The following is a 16,292-nucleotide window of genomic DNA, read 5'->3' as shown; positions in this document are numbered from 1 at the left end:
CTTTATCTTCTAGTTACCCTTTTTACTGTCGCCCTTCAGCATGGTCAACCAACTTTCATGATCTTGGATAACCTGATTGGCATAGGCAGTGGCGGTATCAATGAGTTCATCTCGACAGTCAGCAAGGGTCTTGAGCACACGGTGTTCGAAACTAACAGAGCGCCTGTCTCCGCGGGCATGGGCTAAGGCCAGCGATTCACCACATAATTGGGCAAAATCCACAAACCCACCTTCTACACTACGATTTCCAATGCCAATATCTTCTGGCGAGATGCAAACGCGGGCATGGTGACGAGAACGAACAAGCCAGTGATGGTCTTGCCACTCTACTTCATCGAGCAAAAGGTCTGGCCGGCGCTGCATTTTGCGCTGACAACGTGCAGTTAAGTGTGCGGGATTAAGGCGGTTGACCGGCGTTAGGTTAGGGAAGAAGGCCAATGGCGCCGCTTCTCGTTGCTGTTTAACTTCAACGATGTGCGAGCGTGCAAAGCTTTCCTCGTTGTGTGGTTTAGATGGCCCAACTAAAAAATAAAAGCGTTTAAGGTTGTTGGAGCCGGTGCCGGCCTGATTTCTTTCCACAATATCAATGACGTCTTCATCCATATAGGGAGAAAAGGCTTTATATACCTCTTGATAGTAGTGGGAGGCAAGAGGAGAGAACTTTTCTGAATTGCGTCGAAACCCTAAGCCCTCTTCGCCCATTTGTACAGCCTTTGCCAAGGCGCTTTTGGTTAGGAAGTCGGGCCCGCCTGCCGCTCTTTCGCAGGCTTTGCGATAATATTTATGTAAACGAGTACCGGGTACGATGTCATCGACCGCATCATCTAATGTGGCAGGATCATCATGTACCCGCTGAATTACCATTAAATAGCCATCAATAAACGCATCTAGCGCCAAGAACGCATGATCTTCATCAATGGTGGGTTTATTGGTTGTATTTTTTTCGCTGTGATATTTACCACTTTTAATGCCTTGGCAATGATCCTTGGCCAACATGACTGACACCATAAAGCGTAATATATCCCATCCCGCATGGCCGACACAGGCATCATCATAGTCATTGGGGGCAAAAATAACTTCATCACCATGAGAGCCTTCTTCGGTCATAAAGCCAAAGTTAGCGGTATGGCAATCGCCCACGACGCAGGTGAGTGGCAAAGTATGTAATGCCTCGGGCAAAGAAACATGCTTAGCCGCCAGATCGGCATAGAAAAGATGAGCACTTCCTCTAAAAAAAAGAAAAGGAGCCGATGCCATTTTGGCATGCTTACTTAACATGGCATCGGGGCCCCGGCCGTCCATTTGCTCTGTTAGCGTGTGGATGAAGGCTTCGCGGTCTGTCTGTGGTACGGGTGTTTCTGTCATCATAGTATCACTTGCTATTCATTTTTAAGTTTGGCAGAATTCTATTTCGTTTTTACGCTCAATATTTGTGAGTTCAATCAGAAAAATTGATTATATCATTCAACATTACCAATTATCTTTTTTTCCTGATTCACACTATTCTAATTACCAGTTAAGGGAAACAAGGTTACGCCACTTTGGCAAACTAAGTTTCTTTTTAAATCGTAACTAACGTGTCCAATAGCACCTGAGTTTATCGGCGCGAAAGACACAAAATAAACTAACTTAATGGAGAATAACAATGGCATTGATCAACACTGCTATCAAACCTTTTAAAGCTAATGCGTTTAAAGACGGTGAACTCGTTGAAGTAAGCAGCGAAGATATCAAAGGTAAATGGGCTGTATTTGTATTCTATCCTGCTGACTTTACTTTCGTATGTCCTACTGAACTTGGCGATATTGCTGACAAGTACGAAGAACTGCAATCACGCGGTGTAGAAGTTTTCTCTGTATCTACAGACACGCACTTTACACACGCTGCATGGCATCAGTCTTCAGACACCATTGGTAAAATTAAATTTGCCATGATTGGCGACCCAACAGGTGAAATCACTCGCAACTTCGATTGTATGCGTGAAGACATGGGTCTTGCTGACCGTGGTACGTTCATTGTTGACCCAGACGGCATCGTACAAGCAATGGAAATCACTGCAGAAGGCATCGGCCGTGAAGCAGACGACGTAGTTCGTAAAGTGAAAGCGGCACAGTATGTTGCTTCTCACCCAGGTGAAGTTTGCCCAGCAAAATGGAAAGAAGGCGAAGCAACACTTGCTCCTTCATTAGACCTTGTAGGTAAAATCTAAGGGATTTCTTACCAACAATCGTAAGCAGGTGCAGGCGTAAAGCCTGCACCCATTAAACACAAAGCAAAAGGCAGAATTACCGTGTTAACTCAAGAAATTTTACAAGCATTGAAAGGCTACACTGCGTCAATGCAGAAAGATGTCACTTTTGTTCTTCAAACTGGCGAGCACAGTAAAAAAGGCGAATTGGTTGAATTTCTGTCTGGCATTGCGAGTGTAAGCGACAAGATTACGTTGGAAGAACGGGATACAAATGGCGTACTAAGAAGTGCGACTAGCTTTCTACTGGAAGCTGACGGTGAAGATACTGGTATTCGTTTTTCCGGCATCCCAGGCGGGCATGAGTTTAACTCTCTCGTACTGGCCTTACTTCACGCGTCAGGCACAGAATTAAAAGTCGACGACAATATTCAAAATATCGTTAAGGCTGTTGATGAACCACTTAATTTCGAAGTGTTTATCAGTCTTAGCTGTCACAACTGTCCAGATGTGGTGCAAGCATTGAATCAATTTGCCTTGCTCAACCCGAATATTACATCTGAGATGATAGACGGTGGTGTCTATCCACAGTTAATTGAAGAACGAGATATCCAAGGTGTGCCAAGCGTATACCTAAATGGCGAATTGTTTGCCAATGGTAAAGTGGATGCGTCTGTTTTAATTGACAAACTTATCGAACGTGACGCTAGCCTGAAAGAGGCCAACAAAGGCCAAGCTATGCCAATGCAAGACGTAACCGTTATTGGCGGTGGTCCAGCAGGTGTCAGTGCGGCAATCTACAGCGCACGTAAAGGGTTAAAAGTGACCATAGTTGCCGATCGCTTCGGTGGTCAGGTTAAAGATACCATGGGCATCGAAAACCTTATTTCAGTACCGAAAACCACAGGTCCTGAATTAGTGGGTAACTTGTTATCCCACATGAACGATTATGACATTACGTTAAAAGAACACGTAAAAGTTGAAAATATTGAACGCGGTGACACAAAAATTGTTGCGTTATCGTCAGGTGAAGAAATTCACACCCGAACTATTATCGTAGCCACTGGGGCACGCTGGAGAGAATTGGGCGTACCGGGTGAGAAAGAAAATATCGGTAATGGCGTGGCTTATTGTCCACACTGTGACGGTCCTTTCTTTAAAGGTAAAGATGTTGCTGTTATCGGTGGCGGAAATTCAGGTATTGAAGCGGCACTCGATTTAGCCGGTATCGTTAAATCGGTTACTGTGTTTGAATTTATGCCCGACTTGAAAGCCGATAAAGTGCTGGTCGAACAGGCAGAAAAGCGAGACAACATCACAATATTGCGAAACGTAGCTACCAATCAGATCGTTGCTGAAAATGGTAAAGTAACGGGGATTGATTACAAAAACCGTGAAACGGGTGAAGACACAGTATTACCCCTGGCCGGCGTATTTGTGCAGATTGGCTTGGTTCCAAACAGCCAGTTCTTGCAAGGCGTGGTTGAGATGACAGGTCACGGCGAAATTATTGTAGATAACAAGTGTGTGACTTCAGAAGAAGGGATATTTGCAGCAGGGGACGTCACCACCGTTCCTTACAAACAAATTGTTATCTCTATGGGCGAAGGTGCTAAAGCTTCATTGTCAGCCTTTGAATACTTACTGACTCATTAAGCCTCTGCGTTCTAACCGCAATAACCAAAACAAAGTCCGGCAAGGGTAACCTTGGCGGACTTTTTTATTTGAACAATTGGTTTGTCAGCATCAAACCTGTACTAACCACGCTTCTTGTTGTAAGCCAAATAACGTTAGAAAATAGTTCGCATCACAATTTCCCATAGCCAGCATGATGGTCTTGCACTGACTTTTTGCTCGAATACTTTTTGTTCGTAGCAACTCGAGTCGTTCGTCGGCGTGGTTATCAAACTGAGAGTCTATAATCTCATCAATTTTAGTAGAGGCGCGCCAGTGTTGAAGAATATAACCGAGTAAACGGTTATAGATGGTCAACATTCGCTTGTCTTTTAAACCCTGTTTAAGGGTTGTGGTTCCCACTAATTGTTGAAAGCCCTGCTGGGTTTCGTTTATGGCAGATGCTTCAAGCGCCGTTAATTCACGACGAATACTGTCTAGCAATCGAATATGGGGGGCCGTGGCAAGATCGCCGGGCGCCAGCATTTCGATATCACTAATTAGAATTTCCAGATTCACCAGATGGCGGTGGGTTTGCGCTGTCATCTTTAATGCACATAGTCAAAATAACCTAATCACCAAAGCATACCATGAAATGGGCGTTTGCCATTAATGGAGGAAAGGCCACTGAAAAGGCTTTTCTTTGGTTGTCGGTTGGCATTTTTATTGACATAGGGGGAAGGATCATATAAAAACCGACCAGTTGGTTTGTTTGGGGTAAATATGACAGATTCAAAAGCAGCATCGTCGCGATTACGTATTTTGGCCGCGGCAACGGCAATTGCGGTAGAGCAAGGTCCAAAGCAATTAACCTTAAATAACGTGGCGCAAAAATGCGGGATGAGCAAAGGTGGTGTGATGCATCACTTTCCAAATAAAGATGCCTTATTACAAGGTATGACAAATAAAATGCTTAAAATGGTTAGCGACGATAGTGAGTTGTTAGCGAAGAAACACGACGACAGGCTAACAATCACCAACATAATGCGCACCAGAAAAGTCACGCATGAGAAGATTGGTTTGCATGAAGCTAAGATTTTATTAGTTGCCGCCATTGAAAACCCTGCGTTGTTAGCGCCCATGTCGGCTATGATGCAAGAAAAGAAAAAAGCGGTAATGAGCGAGTCGGCCAGCGAAGAAAGTATTTTACTGTGGCTTGCTGCTGATGGGTTGAGTTTTCAGGAATTATTGGGAATAAGCCCTTTTGATGAAAGTGAACGTAATAGACTTCGAGAAAAATTAATTAATATGGCCATTGCATTGGAAGGAGACCGCAGTGAATAACACGGCAAGAAAAATGGGTATGTTCGTCATGTTATTGACGTCACTGATAGGTTTAGCAAGCTGTAGTGGAGAAGCTCAGGTGCAACAAACCTCCGCTCCGCCGTTAGTCCAGGTTTATACGGTAAATGGGGATGATCAAACTATTGTCCGCCACTTTGTGGCACGAGTCGATGCCCTTAGCACCGTTGATATGGCTTTTCAGGTGGCCGGTCGAATTAACTTTTTGGTGGAAAGACAGGGCGTGGTGATACCAGAAGGAGAGCTACTTGCCTCGTTGGATCCCCAAGACTATGCATTGGCGCTAAAGCAAGCGCAAGCGTCTTATCGAAAGGCAGCGTCTGACTTTGAGCGGGGCAAACAATTACAAAATGATAATTACATCAGTAAAAGTGATTATGATTCTCTGCAAACCAGTTTTGAAAATGCTGAATTAGCGGTAGAAAATGCGCGTTTGAATATTGATTACACTGAACTTCGTGCCCCCTTTGATGCCTTGATCACCAATCGTGTAGTAGAAAAATTCTCTTATGTTCAGCCAAACCAAGCGGTGCTGCGTGTGCAAAATATCAATTTTTTGCGGATCCATGTAAACGTACCTGAACAGTTGATGCGTTATGCCGTAGACAAAAACCCCGCTTATCAGGTGTTTTTAGAAAACGAAAGAGGCGAACTCATACTAAACAGTGATGGCGAACCGGTTATGTTGAGTTATTTGGAAAACAAAACCGAGATTAATGAGAATACCCAAACCTACCAAGTAACATTCAAACTTCCTCGAGAAGATGGGCTGGAATTACTGCCGGGTATGGTGTTAACCGCCCGTATTGTCATTGCCAATCCGGTAGGGCCTGCAGGGCTTTGGGTTCCTATTACTGCTATTGATTCTACGGGTGAAGCGGATTTTGCAATTTGGCGTATCGACAATGGCAAAGTGTATTATCAACCGGTAGATGTGGGTTTAATTCGTGACGGGAAAGCGCAAGTGATTGAAGGTTTGACCCCAGACACTAAGGTGGTTGCCGCTGGCATAGGCGCTCTACAAAACGGCATGGATGTACGGGAGTTCACCAAGGAGTCTCCGGTATTATGAGAATTGCCACGTATTCCATTCATAACCCGTTAACCGTTTGGTTGCTGATGGTTATCTTCCTCGTTGGCGGTCTGATGGGGGTGGTCCAAATCGGTAAATTGGAAGATCCTGCATTCGCCATCAAGTCGGCCATTGTCACCACCAGTTATCCAGGTGCCACTGCTGAAGAAGTCGAGCAAGAGATCACGGAGCCCTTAGAGTCAACTATTCAACAATTGGCACAATTAGGGGATATTAACTCCCGCTCCTTGCCGGGAAAGTCACAAATTACCGTAGAAATTCGTGATGATTTTAATAGCGATAATTTGCAACAAGCCTGGGATGAACTAAGACGTAAAGTCAGTGCGGCGGCTTTAACACTGCCTTCGGGGGCGAGTACGCCGGTGGTCAATGATGATTTCGGTGATGTTTACGGCATGTTTTACGCGGTTGTGGCTGAAGGTTTTTCCAATCGACAAAAACAAGAGCTTGCTACACGATTGCGTCGTGAAGTGCTTACCGTGCCAGGTGTGACTCAGGCACAACTAGCCGGTGTGCCCGAAGAAACCATTTATGTTGAAGTAACCCAAGAGCAATTGGCGAGCCTTGGCATTTCCATGTCTTCCATCGCCAGTGTTTTCCAAACTGAAAGCACCATTGCCGATGCTGGGAGTATGCGATTAGACGAGCGCCGTATACGTCTAGTGGTGCCGGCAGGGGATGATTCAGAGCAGACCATCCGTAATCTGAAGTTTGGTGTGCCCGGTACAACGGAACAATTGCATGTGGGCGACATTGCCCGCGTGTATCGTGTGGAATCAGAAAGCCCTACACAGGTTGTGCATCACAACGGTAAAGAGGCTTTTAGTCTTGCCATAGCGGGTCGCAGCGACTTGAATATTGTGGATATTGGTCACGATGTGGAAGCCCATCTAGATGAACTACGGAAAAAATTACCACTCGGGGTAGACATTCTGCCTATCTATGAACAGCACAAAGTGGTGGATACGGCGATTAGTGACTTTCTTGTCAACCTGGCGGCATCGGTAGCCATTGTGGTGGCTGTGTTATTGCTTGTTATGGGGTGGCGCGTTGGTGTCGTTGTGGGGATGACACTGTTATTAACGGTACTGGGCACGGTATTGATGATGTGGATCTTCGAGATCCAAATGGAGCGTATCTCCTTAGGTGCACTAATCATTGCCATGGGAATGTTAGTTGATAACGCCATTGTTATCGCCGAGTCGATGTTGCTTGGCATGCACAAAGGTAAAGATTCTACTGTTGCCGCGGAAGAAGCGGCGCAGCAAACGCAATATCCTCTTCTTGCGGCAACGGTAATTGGAATATTAGCCTTCGCAGGTATCGGCTTGTCTCAAGACAGCACCGGTGATTTTATGTTTTCACTGTTCGCTGTGATATGCATTTCGCTGCTACTTAGCTGGGTATTAGCCGTTACGGTTACTCCGTTACTTGGTCATTACTTGTTTGATAAACGTAATGGTAGTGCTGATGATGATCACTATGCTGGCAAGGGATATCGGGCATATAAAGGCTTGCTGGTTACCGCTTTAAACTACCCTAAAGTAACCGTGTTATTACTTGTGGTAACCACGGTGGTCAGTGTGATGGGATTTGGCTTGGTGAAGCAGTCTTTCTTCCCACCGTCTAACACGCCAATTTTCTATATTGATTTTACCTTACCGCAAGGCAGCGATATTCGTGCCACTGAAGCTGATATCGCCGATATTGAAAAGCGCGTCTTGGAACAAGATGAAGTCACCACGGTGTCCAGTTTCATCGGTATGGGCGCCAGTCGGTTTATGTTGACTTATGCGCCGGATTTGCCAAACCCGTCTTACGGCCAATTAATTGTGCGCACACAGGATAGAGAGCAAATTCCTGCTGTTATGACAAGATTAAGCGGAGAAATTCGTCAGCGTTATCCACAAGCGGAAATTTTCTTTAAACGATTGTTTTTTGGTCCGGCCACAGGGGCACAAATTGAAGCACGGTTTAAAGGTAAAGAGCCTGATGTACTAAGAAAGCTCGCGGCGGAAGCTGAGAATATCATGAACGGCGAACCGGCCATCAAAGATGTGCGTCAAGATTGGCGTCAGCGTGAATTTACCATTTACCCTGTTGTGGATGAACAAAAGGCGAAGATTGTAGGCTTATCCAGAACGGATATCACCGACGCATTGAAATTTGCCACCGAAGGGCTAACGGCAGGGATCTACCGAGATAAAGACCGCCAAATTCCAGTGGTAATACGGCCACCGGTTTCTGAGCGGCAAAACATGGAATGGTTACGCGATCGCCTGATTTGGAGTGAAACCCTGCAAGATTTTGTGCCAGTAACTCAGGTTGTAACAGATTTCGATGTGCAAGCGCATGAAGGTATGATCAAACGTCGTAATCGTGTACGTACGTTGACTGTCCAAGCGGAGCCTGCACAAGGTTATACCGCAGCAGAAGCCCGCGCTACGGTTGTTGAAAGCCTGGCCAACCTGCCAATGCCAGAGGGGTATTCGTTGGAGTGGGGCGGAGAATTTGAAAGTTCACGGGATGCTCAGGCAGCACTTGGTAAGCAACTACCACTAAGCTTCTTGAGTATGATCCTTATCACTATTCTATTATTTAACGCCCTTCGTCAGGCGCTACTGATTTGGTTTATTGTTCCTATGGCCATTTGTGGTGTGACCGCGGGCTTGGTGTTTACCGGGTTTCCCTTTAGTTTTACGGCCCTTTTAGGGTTATTGAGTCTATCGGGAATGTTGATAAAAAATGCCATTGTGCTGGTGGATGAAGCTGATTTGCGGCGTAATGCGGGTGGGCCCCTTCGAGAGGTCATTGTAGGCGCTAGTTTAAGCCGTGTTCGACCTGTTGTGTTGGCGGTATTAACCACGGTGCTGGGGATGATCCCATTGTTATGGGATGCGTTTTTCGCCAGTATGGCGGTGACCATCATGTCGGGCTTAACCTTTGCAACATTGCTCACATTGGTGGCTGTACCGGTACTGTATTCTTTGTTTTTTAAAAGCAAAGCAACTAACCCCTAGTTGTTTTTTGGTGCCTGATGTTCCTCAGGCACCAAAATTTCCCTTTGTAGTTACAAATGAAAATGAATAGCTTTTACATCTTCGTTGAAGCTTAGTAGTATAAGGCGCTCAAAAATCGGTTGGCGATCTAAAAAAGATGGTCACGTTGGAATGAGTAGCCGTAAATGATAATGACAGTTTGTATTGCCCTGGCAGGTACTTTGCTAAGCCTTGGCTTGTTCTATCAAAGTTGGAAGGTACAGTCGTTGGGCTTCCTGTGGGGAGGTGTTGGCGCTTTTCTTGTCTCTGTGTGTCTTTGGTCTGTCTCTCAAGGGTGGGAGTTTGGCGTGGTTTACGGCCTTTGCATACCGGGCGTGTTGGTGTGGCCATTCATCCTACAAAATCAAGTATTGCTGCGAGGGCCAAATCAAATGCCGACACCAAGGCCTGTTGATTTTAGTCGTCAACGGGTGCTCAGCCATTTAGGTCATTACGGTGTTAGCCTCGTATTATTGATGATCACTAGCGTTCTGTTGAGCTTAACGGTTAGCTTACGACTGCCCTTTACCATCCAAGGCCAATTAGCCACTTGCATCATTCTTATTCCATTGGTTTGGGGAGGATTGCTTTACCATTACTTCGCAGTAAAAAGTAAACCCAAAGCCGTGGCATTAAATCTTGTTGTAATCGCGGTATGCGCACTCTGTCTTCTTTTTTTACCGGCATTTTAGGAAGTAATACGTGGATAAAATAACAAAACAAAACGCGTTGAACGGGCATACTTGGATTGGCGTTTTTCTGAGTGTTGGTTTGTATCTGGTGTGTCTGTCAGGCACGCTAGCGGTGTTTTATCAAGAGTTTGAGCGATGGGAACAGCCAGAAATCACCGAGATGCAGGATGTATCGCCTGACGTGGTGGAAAGGGCCATGGGCCAATTCATGGCCGCTCACCCTCAAGAAACCGACCATTTCTATGTGGTGTTTCCTACGTCGGGGATCCCGCGTTTAGTGGTGGAAAACGATCATGCTGCGTATTTCGCTGATCAAGAAGGCAATTTAATCGACGAAGAGAACGTCAAGTTCACCAACATGCTCGTTGATTTACACCTTTATTTAAATTTGCCTGCCAGTTGGGGAATGATTTTAGTGGGGGCATTGGGTGCGATGATTTGTGGCTTGGTGATTACCGGGATCATCGCCCACAAACGGATCAGTAAAGACGCGTTTAAATTACGCCGTAAAGGTAGCGGCCAGCAAGCACAGACTGATTTGCATAATCGTATTGGGCTTTGGGCTGCGCCATTTCATCTTATTATAGGCGTAACAGGTGCATACTTTGGTATGGCTGGCGTGTTACTAACCTTGGTGTCGCAACTGTACTTTGATGGCGACCGTGATGCCGCCACCGCGCAGATTTTTACGCCAGACCCGGTGCTAGAACAAACCATTGATGTACCTGATATCAAAAAAGCCGTTGACCAGATGGCGACATTGGCTCCGGATCACCAGCCTATATTTTTAGCTGTTCATGAGGTGAATTCGTCAGATCAGTTTATTGAGATATTCGCCAAAGTACCCGGCAAATTAATCTACTCAGAAAATTATCGATTTGATACTAAGGGTAATTATTTAGGCACGGCGGGGTACGAAAATGGCAATTGGGGAAAGCAGGCCGTGTACGCCATGTATAGGTTACATTTTGGTGACTTTGCCGGTATCCCCAGCAAACTGCTATATTTTGTGTTGGGAATAATGCTGACTGTGTTGTGTATTTCTGGTGTGGAAATTTGGTTGGCTAAAAAAGCAAACCCGCCTGTGTTGAGTCGACTTTGGGCGGCCACGGTGTGGGGGAGTATCGCTGCACTTGCCATCACCGCGATAGTGGATTTATTCACCACGTTACCGCTGGTAGCCGTTTTTTGGCTATTGCTTGCCTTGTGTTGTATTTGTGCGATGACGCTGCCGACAATGACAAAACCGCGTTGGCAGCAGTTATCTGGTGTTTCTGTAATAGCACTATTGGCTTGTTATACCCTTTATCACGGTAGTGATGCCTTTAACTTACCTGCACTGCAAATTAATCTACTGCTGTTAGGATTTGCAGGGTGGGTGATGTGGCGAGGTCACACCTTATTAAAACGGCAGCGGTAAGGCGGTAACCATAGAGCATAAAAAAAGGGGCAGTGATACTGCCCCTTTTTTATGCTTGTTAGGCCGTAAAACACTACCTAGGTTGTTTACCAACATTTTTGTGGTTGGCCTTAGGGGTTCTTGTTTTACGCTCTTTAAAGCCTTTAGGTGGTAATCCTGTGTGTTTGGTCAGCGCCCGTTCGCCCCGCCGTCCTTTTTGTGCTTTTTGGCGCTTTTCTTGGGCCGATTCAGGTGGCACTAAGTGTTGTGGGCCTCGGCCAATTAAATCTTCTCGTCCCATCTTAACCAGAGCCTGGCGTATCTGGGCGAAATTCTTAGGATCATGGTAGCGCAACATCGCTTTATGTAGGCGACGGTGAATTTCTCCTTTGGCAGAAGGTACATGCTCACTGCCTTTCGTTACCTTACGCAAAGAGTTTACCTCGGTATGATACATGGTTGTGGCCGTTGCCATGGGAGAAGGATAAAAATTCTGTACTTGATCCAGTTTAAAACGGTTTTCTTTAAGCCAGATAGCGAGACTCAGCATATCTTCATCGGTGGTACCCGGATGAGAGGCAATAAAGTAAGGGATAAGATACTGCTTTTTACCAGCTTCTTGGGAATATTTATCAAACAGTTCTTTAAATTGATAATAGCTGCCCATCCCTGGCTTCATCATTTTGCTTAATGGGCCATCTTCGGTGTGCTCTGGGGCTATTTTTAAATAACCGCCAGTATGATGTAGTGCCAATTCTTTTACGTATTCAGGATCTTCAACCGCTAGGTCATAACGTACGCCAGAGGCAATAAGCACTTTCTTAATGCCTGGAAGATTACGGGCGCGACGATATAAATCGATAGTGGGTTTATGATCCGTGTCCATGTGGGCACAAATGCTGGGATAGACACAAGAAGGTCGACGACAGGTGGCCTCTGCTTTCGGACTTTTACAGCGTAGCCGATACATATTCGCAGTAGGACCACCAAGATCAGATATGACCCCAGTAAACCCAGGCACCGTATCACGTATTTGCTCTATTTCACGAATAATCGAATCTTCCGAGCGGCTTTGAATAATACGGCCTTCATGCTCGGTAATGGAACAGAAGGTACACCCACCGTAGCATCCACGCATAATGTTAATGGAAAACCGAATCATCTCGTAGGCCGGAATTTTTGCATCACCATAGACAGGGTGAGGCACCCGCTGGTATGGCAAATCAAACACCGCGTCCATTTCTTCGGTTTCTAAGGGCATGGCTGGCGGATTGATCCAGATGTGTCTGTCACCATGGCGTTGCAATAGCGCGCGGGCACAGCCGGGATTGGTTTCTTGGTGCAGAATACGGGACGTATGGGCATACAAGGTTTTGTTATCCCGCACCACTTCATAGGCCGGTAGCTTCACATATACCTTTTCCCAGGGTTTTCTGCGTTCTGCAGGCTGAATAACGATGGGTTGCGCTTCGGTTGCTGTCGGTGAAGTGGCGTTCTCGGCGTCTTTGTCACAATCAGGGATCTCCTGATAAGGTGAGGGGATAGCATCAATTTTGCCGGGCCGATCTAACGATGTGGAATCCACGCCTTGCCATTCGGGGAGTGGCGTTTTCACAATGATGGCTGTACCACGCACATCGCGAATATCATCGATGGCTTCGCCTGCGGCCATACGATGAGTCACTTCCACTAAGGGGCGTTCAGCGTTGCCGAAAAACAACATATCGGCTTTACTGTCAAACAATACCGAACGGCGAACCTTTTCTGACCAGTAGTCATAATGGGCAATACGGCGCAAGCTTGCCTCAATACCGCCTACAATCACCGGCACGCCTTTAAAAGCTTCGCGGCAGCGCTGGGAGTATACGGTAACGGCACGATCTGGCCGTTTACCGCCAATGTTGTCCGGTGTATAGGCATCGTCATGACGAATTTTTTTATCCGCTGTGTAGCGGTTTATCATAGAATCCATGTTGCCGGCAGTAACGCCGAAGTAAAGATTCGGGCGCCCCAACTTCATAAAGTCGTCTTTGCTGGTCCAATCGGGTTGGGAAATAATCCCCACGCGAAAACCATGGGCTTCAAGAACCCGTCCCACCACAGCCATGCCAAAACTAGGGTGATCCACATAGGCGTCACCGGTTACGAGGATCACATCGCAGCTGTCCCAACCCAGCTCGTCCATTTCTGCTTTAGACATGGGCAGAAACGGCGCCGCACCATAGCAATGCGCCCAGTACTTAGGATATGAGAAAAGGCCACGATCTGCCTTAATGGTAGCTTGCATGTAATTCAACCGACAACGAAGTAAAGGGGGGATTATAACAGTTTCAGGAAAGGACAAGATAGTTAAATACAGAAAAAGCGTGTCTTAAAAGGCACGCTTTTGCCGGTTGTCTGCTTGGAATTGCCAGTTGGGGAGGCAAAAAATTAAGCAGACGTACTGATGCCAACACTGGAAGTGAGTTTATCCATCAGACTGCCTGACGCAGAACCGAGTTGTTCTGTTGATGAATAGGCCAGTGTTTGACTGTTTGCTGCAGGCGGCGGGGGCATATTGCCTTGCGGGCCACCTCTAGAGACATGTTGCTCATGTTTTTGCTGGAAAAAATCAGTCAAATTAATGCCGTTGTCGGCAGCGAAAGATTGCATTGAAGAAGGGGCGGTAGCCGCTAGTGTTTCAGCATCAAATTCGCCAGATGACTCCATATCCATGATGCTTTCCATAAAGGCCTTTACATCTTCATCATCGCCAGAGTCTGCCATGTAATCTGATAATTCATCAGCTTGCTTTGGTGGGGGAGGCGGTGGCTGTGATTGAGCACTGTTAACCCCTCCCATCGTGTTGGCTTGCATTAAACCATTAAATTGTGAAATTTCCATAATTAACTCCCGTGTTTTCGCCCTAATGGCAATAAATATAGAGCAACCTATGTTCCGCTGCGTGTCAGTAAAGTGTAAAGATGGTAAATGCACTGTCAGCTTGCGAGGGTGTGGTATTCTTTCGGTAACAAAGCGGAGGATATTTAATGGGCTATTGGTTGTTTAAGTCGGAGCCAGATACATTTGGCATTGACGATTTGGCAGGTCGGCCAAATAAAACGGAACCTTGGGACGGCGTTAGAAATTATCAAGCACGTAACTTCTTGCGAGATAAGGTAAAACAAGGGGATAAGGTTTTCATTTACCATTCTAGTTGCAAGCATGTAGGCATAGCTGGTGTGGCTAGGGTAAGCCGTGAGGCTTATGCGGACCCAACACAGTTTAACCCTGAAAGTCACTATTATGACCCCAAGTCCACAGAAGATAATCCACGGTGGTATTGTGTGGATGTTACCTTTGTTGAAAAATGTCCTGATATCTTGCCGTTATCGGTTATTAAAGCCTTGCCTAGCATAACGGACTTACCGTTAGTGAAAAAAGGTAATCGATTATCTATTATGCCAGTGGAAAAACAGGAATGGGATTTGTTATATCAAGCTGCTATGGCAGCGGATTGAAAGCATTATCCCCGGCCTATTTGCGAACAAATGAAAGTCGCTTTGCAAGACGGCAAGGCTAAAAAAGGAATAACGATGCTAAAACCGTTACTGATGCTAGTTTTTGTTGCCGCCTTAAATGGGTGTGCAAACCAAAAGGCCACCGAAGAAGTCGGTTCAGCTGCCATTAAACAGGTAGAATTTGACTGTGAAAGAGGACAATCACTTAGCGTGGCCTATTATATTGATAGGGACATTGCCATCGTAAAGCGTGCTAACGAAGAAATAACCTTGACCCAGCAACCAGCAGCATCTGGCTTTTATTATACCAATGGACCGACAACACTGCGGGGTAAAGGGGATAAAATAACGCTAACGATTGGGCGTATGGCTGCAATTGACTGTCTAGCTCGATAATTTGCCAGTTGTGTAATCACAACCCACTAGCTGAACGATGCTTTTCGCATCCACAAAGTCGGGCATGGTAAAGCCTACTGCGTTATTCATATCCCGGTTTTTGACTAGAGAATCGCAATAATTTGCCGCACGGGGTAGGTCTTGGTCAAACAAAAAACTAGCCGCATTGCCTTTAAGATCATAGACCACCTTAAAATAACCCGACGGTATTTGATGGCTTTCGTCTGCGCCGGGTAACCCAGGCTCGTTTTTCCCATAAAGGGTGCCAGTAATAACATACAGAGGCTTTCTAAAGCTTACCGCGTGTCTTACTGCTTCTTCTAAATCGGCCCATGCGCCTTGATTCAAGGCTGATTTTTGCGGCGTGATATTCGAAAGATAATTTAACTCTCGCCAATGCTTATTGCCGGCAAAACTAGCAAGAGGGGCGAGGTGGCCCCTATCCACATGTAACTGACTGTATGCCCCTTTATAATCGTCTTCTTCAAGACTTTCGTTGTCGTCAATCAAGGGATCATTTCCCCAGTCTCGTCCCGGTGAGTCGCCAAAATTTAAAACACTGACTTTATAGGCAACCCAATCTGCAAACTTGGTTGTGGCGTCGTTGCTAATTGCATAGGTATGGTTGAACACCACGTCATTATTTTTAATGGATAAACTAGGGCAGGTTAAAGGGCAGTGTACACTTCGTATATCAGCAAATACGTTGGCACTAACACAACTAAGAGAAAGAAAAAGCAGGCAAGCTTTCATTGATTATAAGTCCTGATTGGGGCATTAACGACAAACTCAACACGCCCGTACGGGCGTTGTGGTGGGCAAATATATAAGCAAACTGAACGTTTGGACAGGTAAATTTTACCAATAGCTAATAAGAAGTGGGTTGATGGGAATTGCTATACACACTGGGGGTAAAAAATTACAGGTAGGTAAGGACGATTATAGATCATAGATGTAGCAAACACATATGCAGTGGGTTTTGCATTTCACCCACTGCAAAAGACAATAAA

Annotated in this window: 14 protein-coding genes; 9 read left to right on the top strand and 5 right to left on the bottom strand. The window is 45.9% G+C overall.

Going from position 1 to position 16,292, the window contains the following annotated elements; genetic code table 11:
- Positions 1–9: 9 nt before the first annotated feature.
- Positions 10–1,368, bottom strand: a complete 1,359-nt coding sequence (locus KO501_RS02660) for a DUF2252 family protein (protein ID WP_252728069.1) — start codon at positions 1,366–1,368, stop codon at positions 10–12.
- A gap of 277 nt (positions 1,369–1,645) precedes the next feature.
- On the opposite strand from KO501_RS02660, the gene ahpC reads away from it, so the two are divergent.
- Positions 1,646–2,209 carry an alkyl hydroperoxide reductase subunit C gene (ahpC, locus tag KO501_RS02655; RefSeq protein WP_216028082.1) on the top strand — a complete coding sequence of 188 codons (564 nt, stop codon included), beginning with the start codon at positions 1,646–1,648 and terminating at the stop codon, positions 2,207–2,209.
- Positions 2,210–2,290: 81 nt separating this feature from the next.
- Positions 2,291–3,844 (top strand): alkyl hydroperoxide reductase subunit F, encoded by a 1,554-nt coding sequence (ahpF, locus tag KO501_RS02650; protein ID WP_216028081.1) that lies wholly within the window; start codon positions 2,291–2,293, stop codon positions 3,842–3,844.
- A gap of 90 nt (positions 3,845–3,934) precedes the next feature.
- On the opposite strand, the gene KO501_RS02645 is transcribed toward ahpF, so the two are convergent.
- Positions 3,935–4,408, bottom strand: a complete 474-nt coding sequence (locus KO501_RS02645) for a hypothetical protein (protein WP_216028080.1) — start codon at positions 4,406–4,408, stop codon at positions 3,935–3,937.
- A 177-nt stretch (positions 4,409–4,585) separates the two neighbouring features.
- On the opposite strand from KO501_RS02645, the gene KO501_RS02640 reads away from it, so the two are divergent.
- The 5 genes from KO501_RS02640 to KO501_RS02620 all read left to right on the top strand — a co-directional run bounded on the left by KO501_RS02640 (position 4,586) and on the right by KO501_RS02620 (position 11,407).
- Positions 4,586–5,146: a TetR/AcrR family transcriptional regulator gene (locus KO501_RS02640; RefSeq protein ID WP_216028079.1), complete on the top strand. Its 561-nt coding sequence runs from the start codon at positions 4,586–4,588 to the stop codon at positions 5,144–5,146.
- Positions 5,139–6,236, top strand: a complete 1,098-nt coding sequence (locus KO501_RS02635; protein ID WP_216028078.1) for an efflux RND transporter periplasmic adaptor subunit — start codon at positions 5,139–5,141, stop codon at positions 6,234–6,236. Before KO501_RS02640 ends, KO501_RS02635 begins: the two co-directional genes overlap by 8 nt.
- Positions 6,233–9,277: an efflux RND transporter permease subunit gene (locus tag KO501_RS02630; RefSeq protein ID WP_216028077.1), complete on the top strand. Its 3,045-nt coding sequence runs from the start codon at positions 6,233–6,235 to the stop codon at positions 9,275–9,277. Before KO501_RS02635 ends, KO501_RS02630 begins: the two co-directional genes overlap by 4 nt.
- A gap of 164 nt (positions 9,278–9,441) precedes the next feature.
- Positions 9,442–9,987: a hypothetical protein gene (locus tag KO501_RS02625; RefSeq protein WP_216028076.1), complete on the top strand. Its 546-nt coding sequence runs from the start codon at positions 9,442–9,444 to the stop codon at positions 9,985–9,987.
- A 10-nt stretch (positions 9,988–9,997) separates the two neighbouring features.
- Positions 9,998–11,407, top strand: coding sequence for a PepSY-associated TM helix domain-containing protein (locus KO501_RS02620; protein ID WP_216028075.1), 1,410 nt, complete (start codon positions 9,998–10,000; stop codon positions 11,405–11,407).
- Between the two features lie 73 nt (positions 11,408–11,480).
- Here the strand turns inward: KO501_RS02620 and KO501_RS02615 are convergent, their stop codons facing one another.
- Both KO501_RS02615 and KO501_RS02610 read right to left on the bottom strand, forming a co-directional pair.
- Positions 11,481–13,673, bottom strand: a complete 2,193-nt coding sequence (locus KO501_RS02615; protein WP_252728068.1) for a YgiQ family radical SAM protein — start codon at positions 13,671–13,673, stop codon at positions 11,481–11,483.
- Between the two features lie 143 nt (positions 13,674–13,816).
- Positions 13,817–14,269 (bottom strand): hypothetical protein, encoded by a 453-nt coding sequence (locus KO501_RS02610; RefSeq protein ID WP_216028074.1) that lies wholly within the window; start codon positions 14,267–14,269, stop codon positions 13,817–13,819.
- Between the two features lie 146 nt (positions 14,270–14,415).
- On the opposite strand from KO501_RS02610, the gene KO501_RS02605 reads away from it, so the two are divergent.
- A complete protein-coding gene (locus tag KO501_RS02605) occupies positions 14,416–14,886 on the top strand; it encodes an EVE domain-containing protein (protein WP_216028073.1) in 471 nt (156 codons plus the stop codon).
- A 75-nt stretch (positions 14,887–14,961) separates the two neighbouring features.
- Complete coding sequence (locus KO501_RS02600) at positions 14,962–15,282, top strand: MliC family protein (RefSeq protein WP_216028072.1); 321 nt, start codon at positions 14,962–14,964, stop codon at positions 15,280–15,282.
- On the opposite strand, the gene KO501_RS02595 is transcribed toward KO501_RS02600, so the two are convergent.
- Entirely contained in the window at positions 15,271–16,035 is a 765-nt protein-coding gene (locus KO501_RS02595) for a DNA/RNA non-specific endonuclease (protein ID WP_216028071.1), read from the bottom strand. The two genes, KO501_RS02600 and KO501_RS02595, sit on opposite strands and share 12 nt — an antisense overlap.
- Between the last annotated feature and the right edge of the window lie 257 nt (positions 16,036–16,292).

Origin of the sequence: Alteromonas sp. C1M14 (assembly GCF_018860965.1) — a bacterium.
In the GTDB taxonomy this organism is placed as follows: Bacteria; Pseudomonadota; Gammaproteobacteria; order Enterobacterales; family Alteromonadaceae; genus Alteromonas.
This window is presented reverse-complemented; position numbering and strand designations above follow the sequence as displayed.

Excerpts from the sequence above, each read along its gene's own strand:
- KO501_RS02645 (WP_216028080.1), bottom strand. The coding sequence starts at position 4,408 with ATGACAGCGCAAACCCACCGCCATCTGGTGAATCTGGAAATTCTAATT.
- KO501_RS02610 (WP_216028074.1), bottom strand. The coding sequence starts at position 14,269 with ATGGAAATTTCACAATTTAATGGTTTAATGCAAGCCAACACGATGGGA.
- KO501_RS02625 (WP_216028076.1), top strand. The coding sequence starts at position 9,442 with ATGATAATGACAGTTTGTATTGCCCTGGCAGGTACTTTGCTAAGCCTT.
- KO501_RS02660 (WP_252728069.1), bottom strand. The coding sequence starts at position 1,368 with ATGATGACAGAAACACCCGTACCACAGACAGACCGCGAAGCCTTCATC.
- KO501_RS02600 (WP_216028072.1), top strand. The coding sequence starts at position 14,962 with ATGCTAAAACCGTTACTGATGCTAGTTTTTGTTGCCGCCTTAAATGGG.
- KO501_RS02615 (WP_252728068.1), bottom strand. The coding sequence starts at position 13,673 with ATGCAAGCTACCATTAAGGCAGATCGTGGCCTTTTCTCATATCCTAAG.
- ahpC (WP_216028082.1), top strand. The coding sequence starts at position 1,646 with ATGGCATTGATCAACACTGCTATCAAACCTTTTAAAGCTAATGCGTTT.
- KO501_RS02595 (WP_216028071.1), bottom strand. The coding sequence starts at position 16,035 with ATGAAAGCTTGCCTGCTTTTTCTTTCTCTTAGTTGTGTTAGTGCCAAC.
- KO501_RS02640 (WP_216028079.1), top strand. The coding sequence starts at position 4,586 with ATGACAGATTCAAAAGCAGCATCGTCGCGATTACGTATTTTGGCCGCG.
- KO501_RS02605 (WP_216028073.1), top strand. The coding sequence starts at position 14,416 with ATGGGCTATTGGTTGTTTAAGTCGGAGCCAGATACATTTGGCATTGAC.
- KO501_RS02630 (WP_216028077.1), top strand. The coding sequence starts at position 6,233 with ATGAGAATTGCCACGTATTCCATTCATAACCCGTTAACCGTTTGGTTG.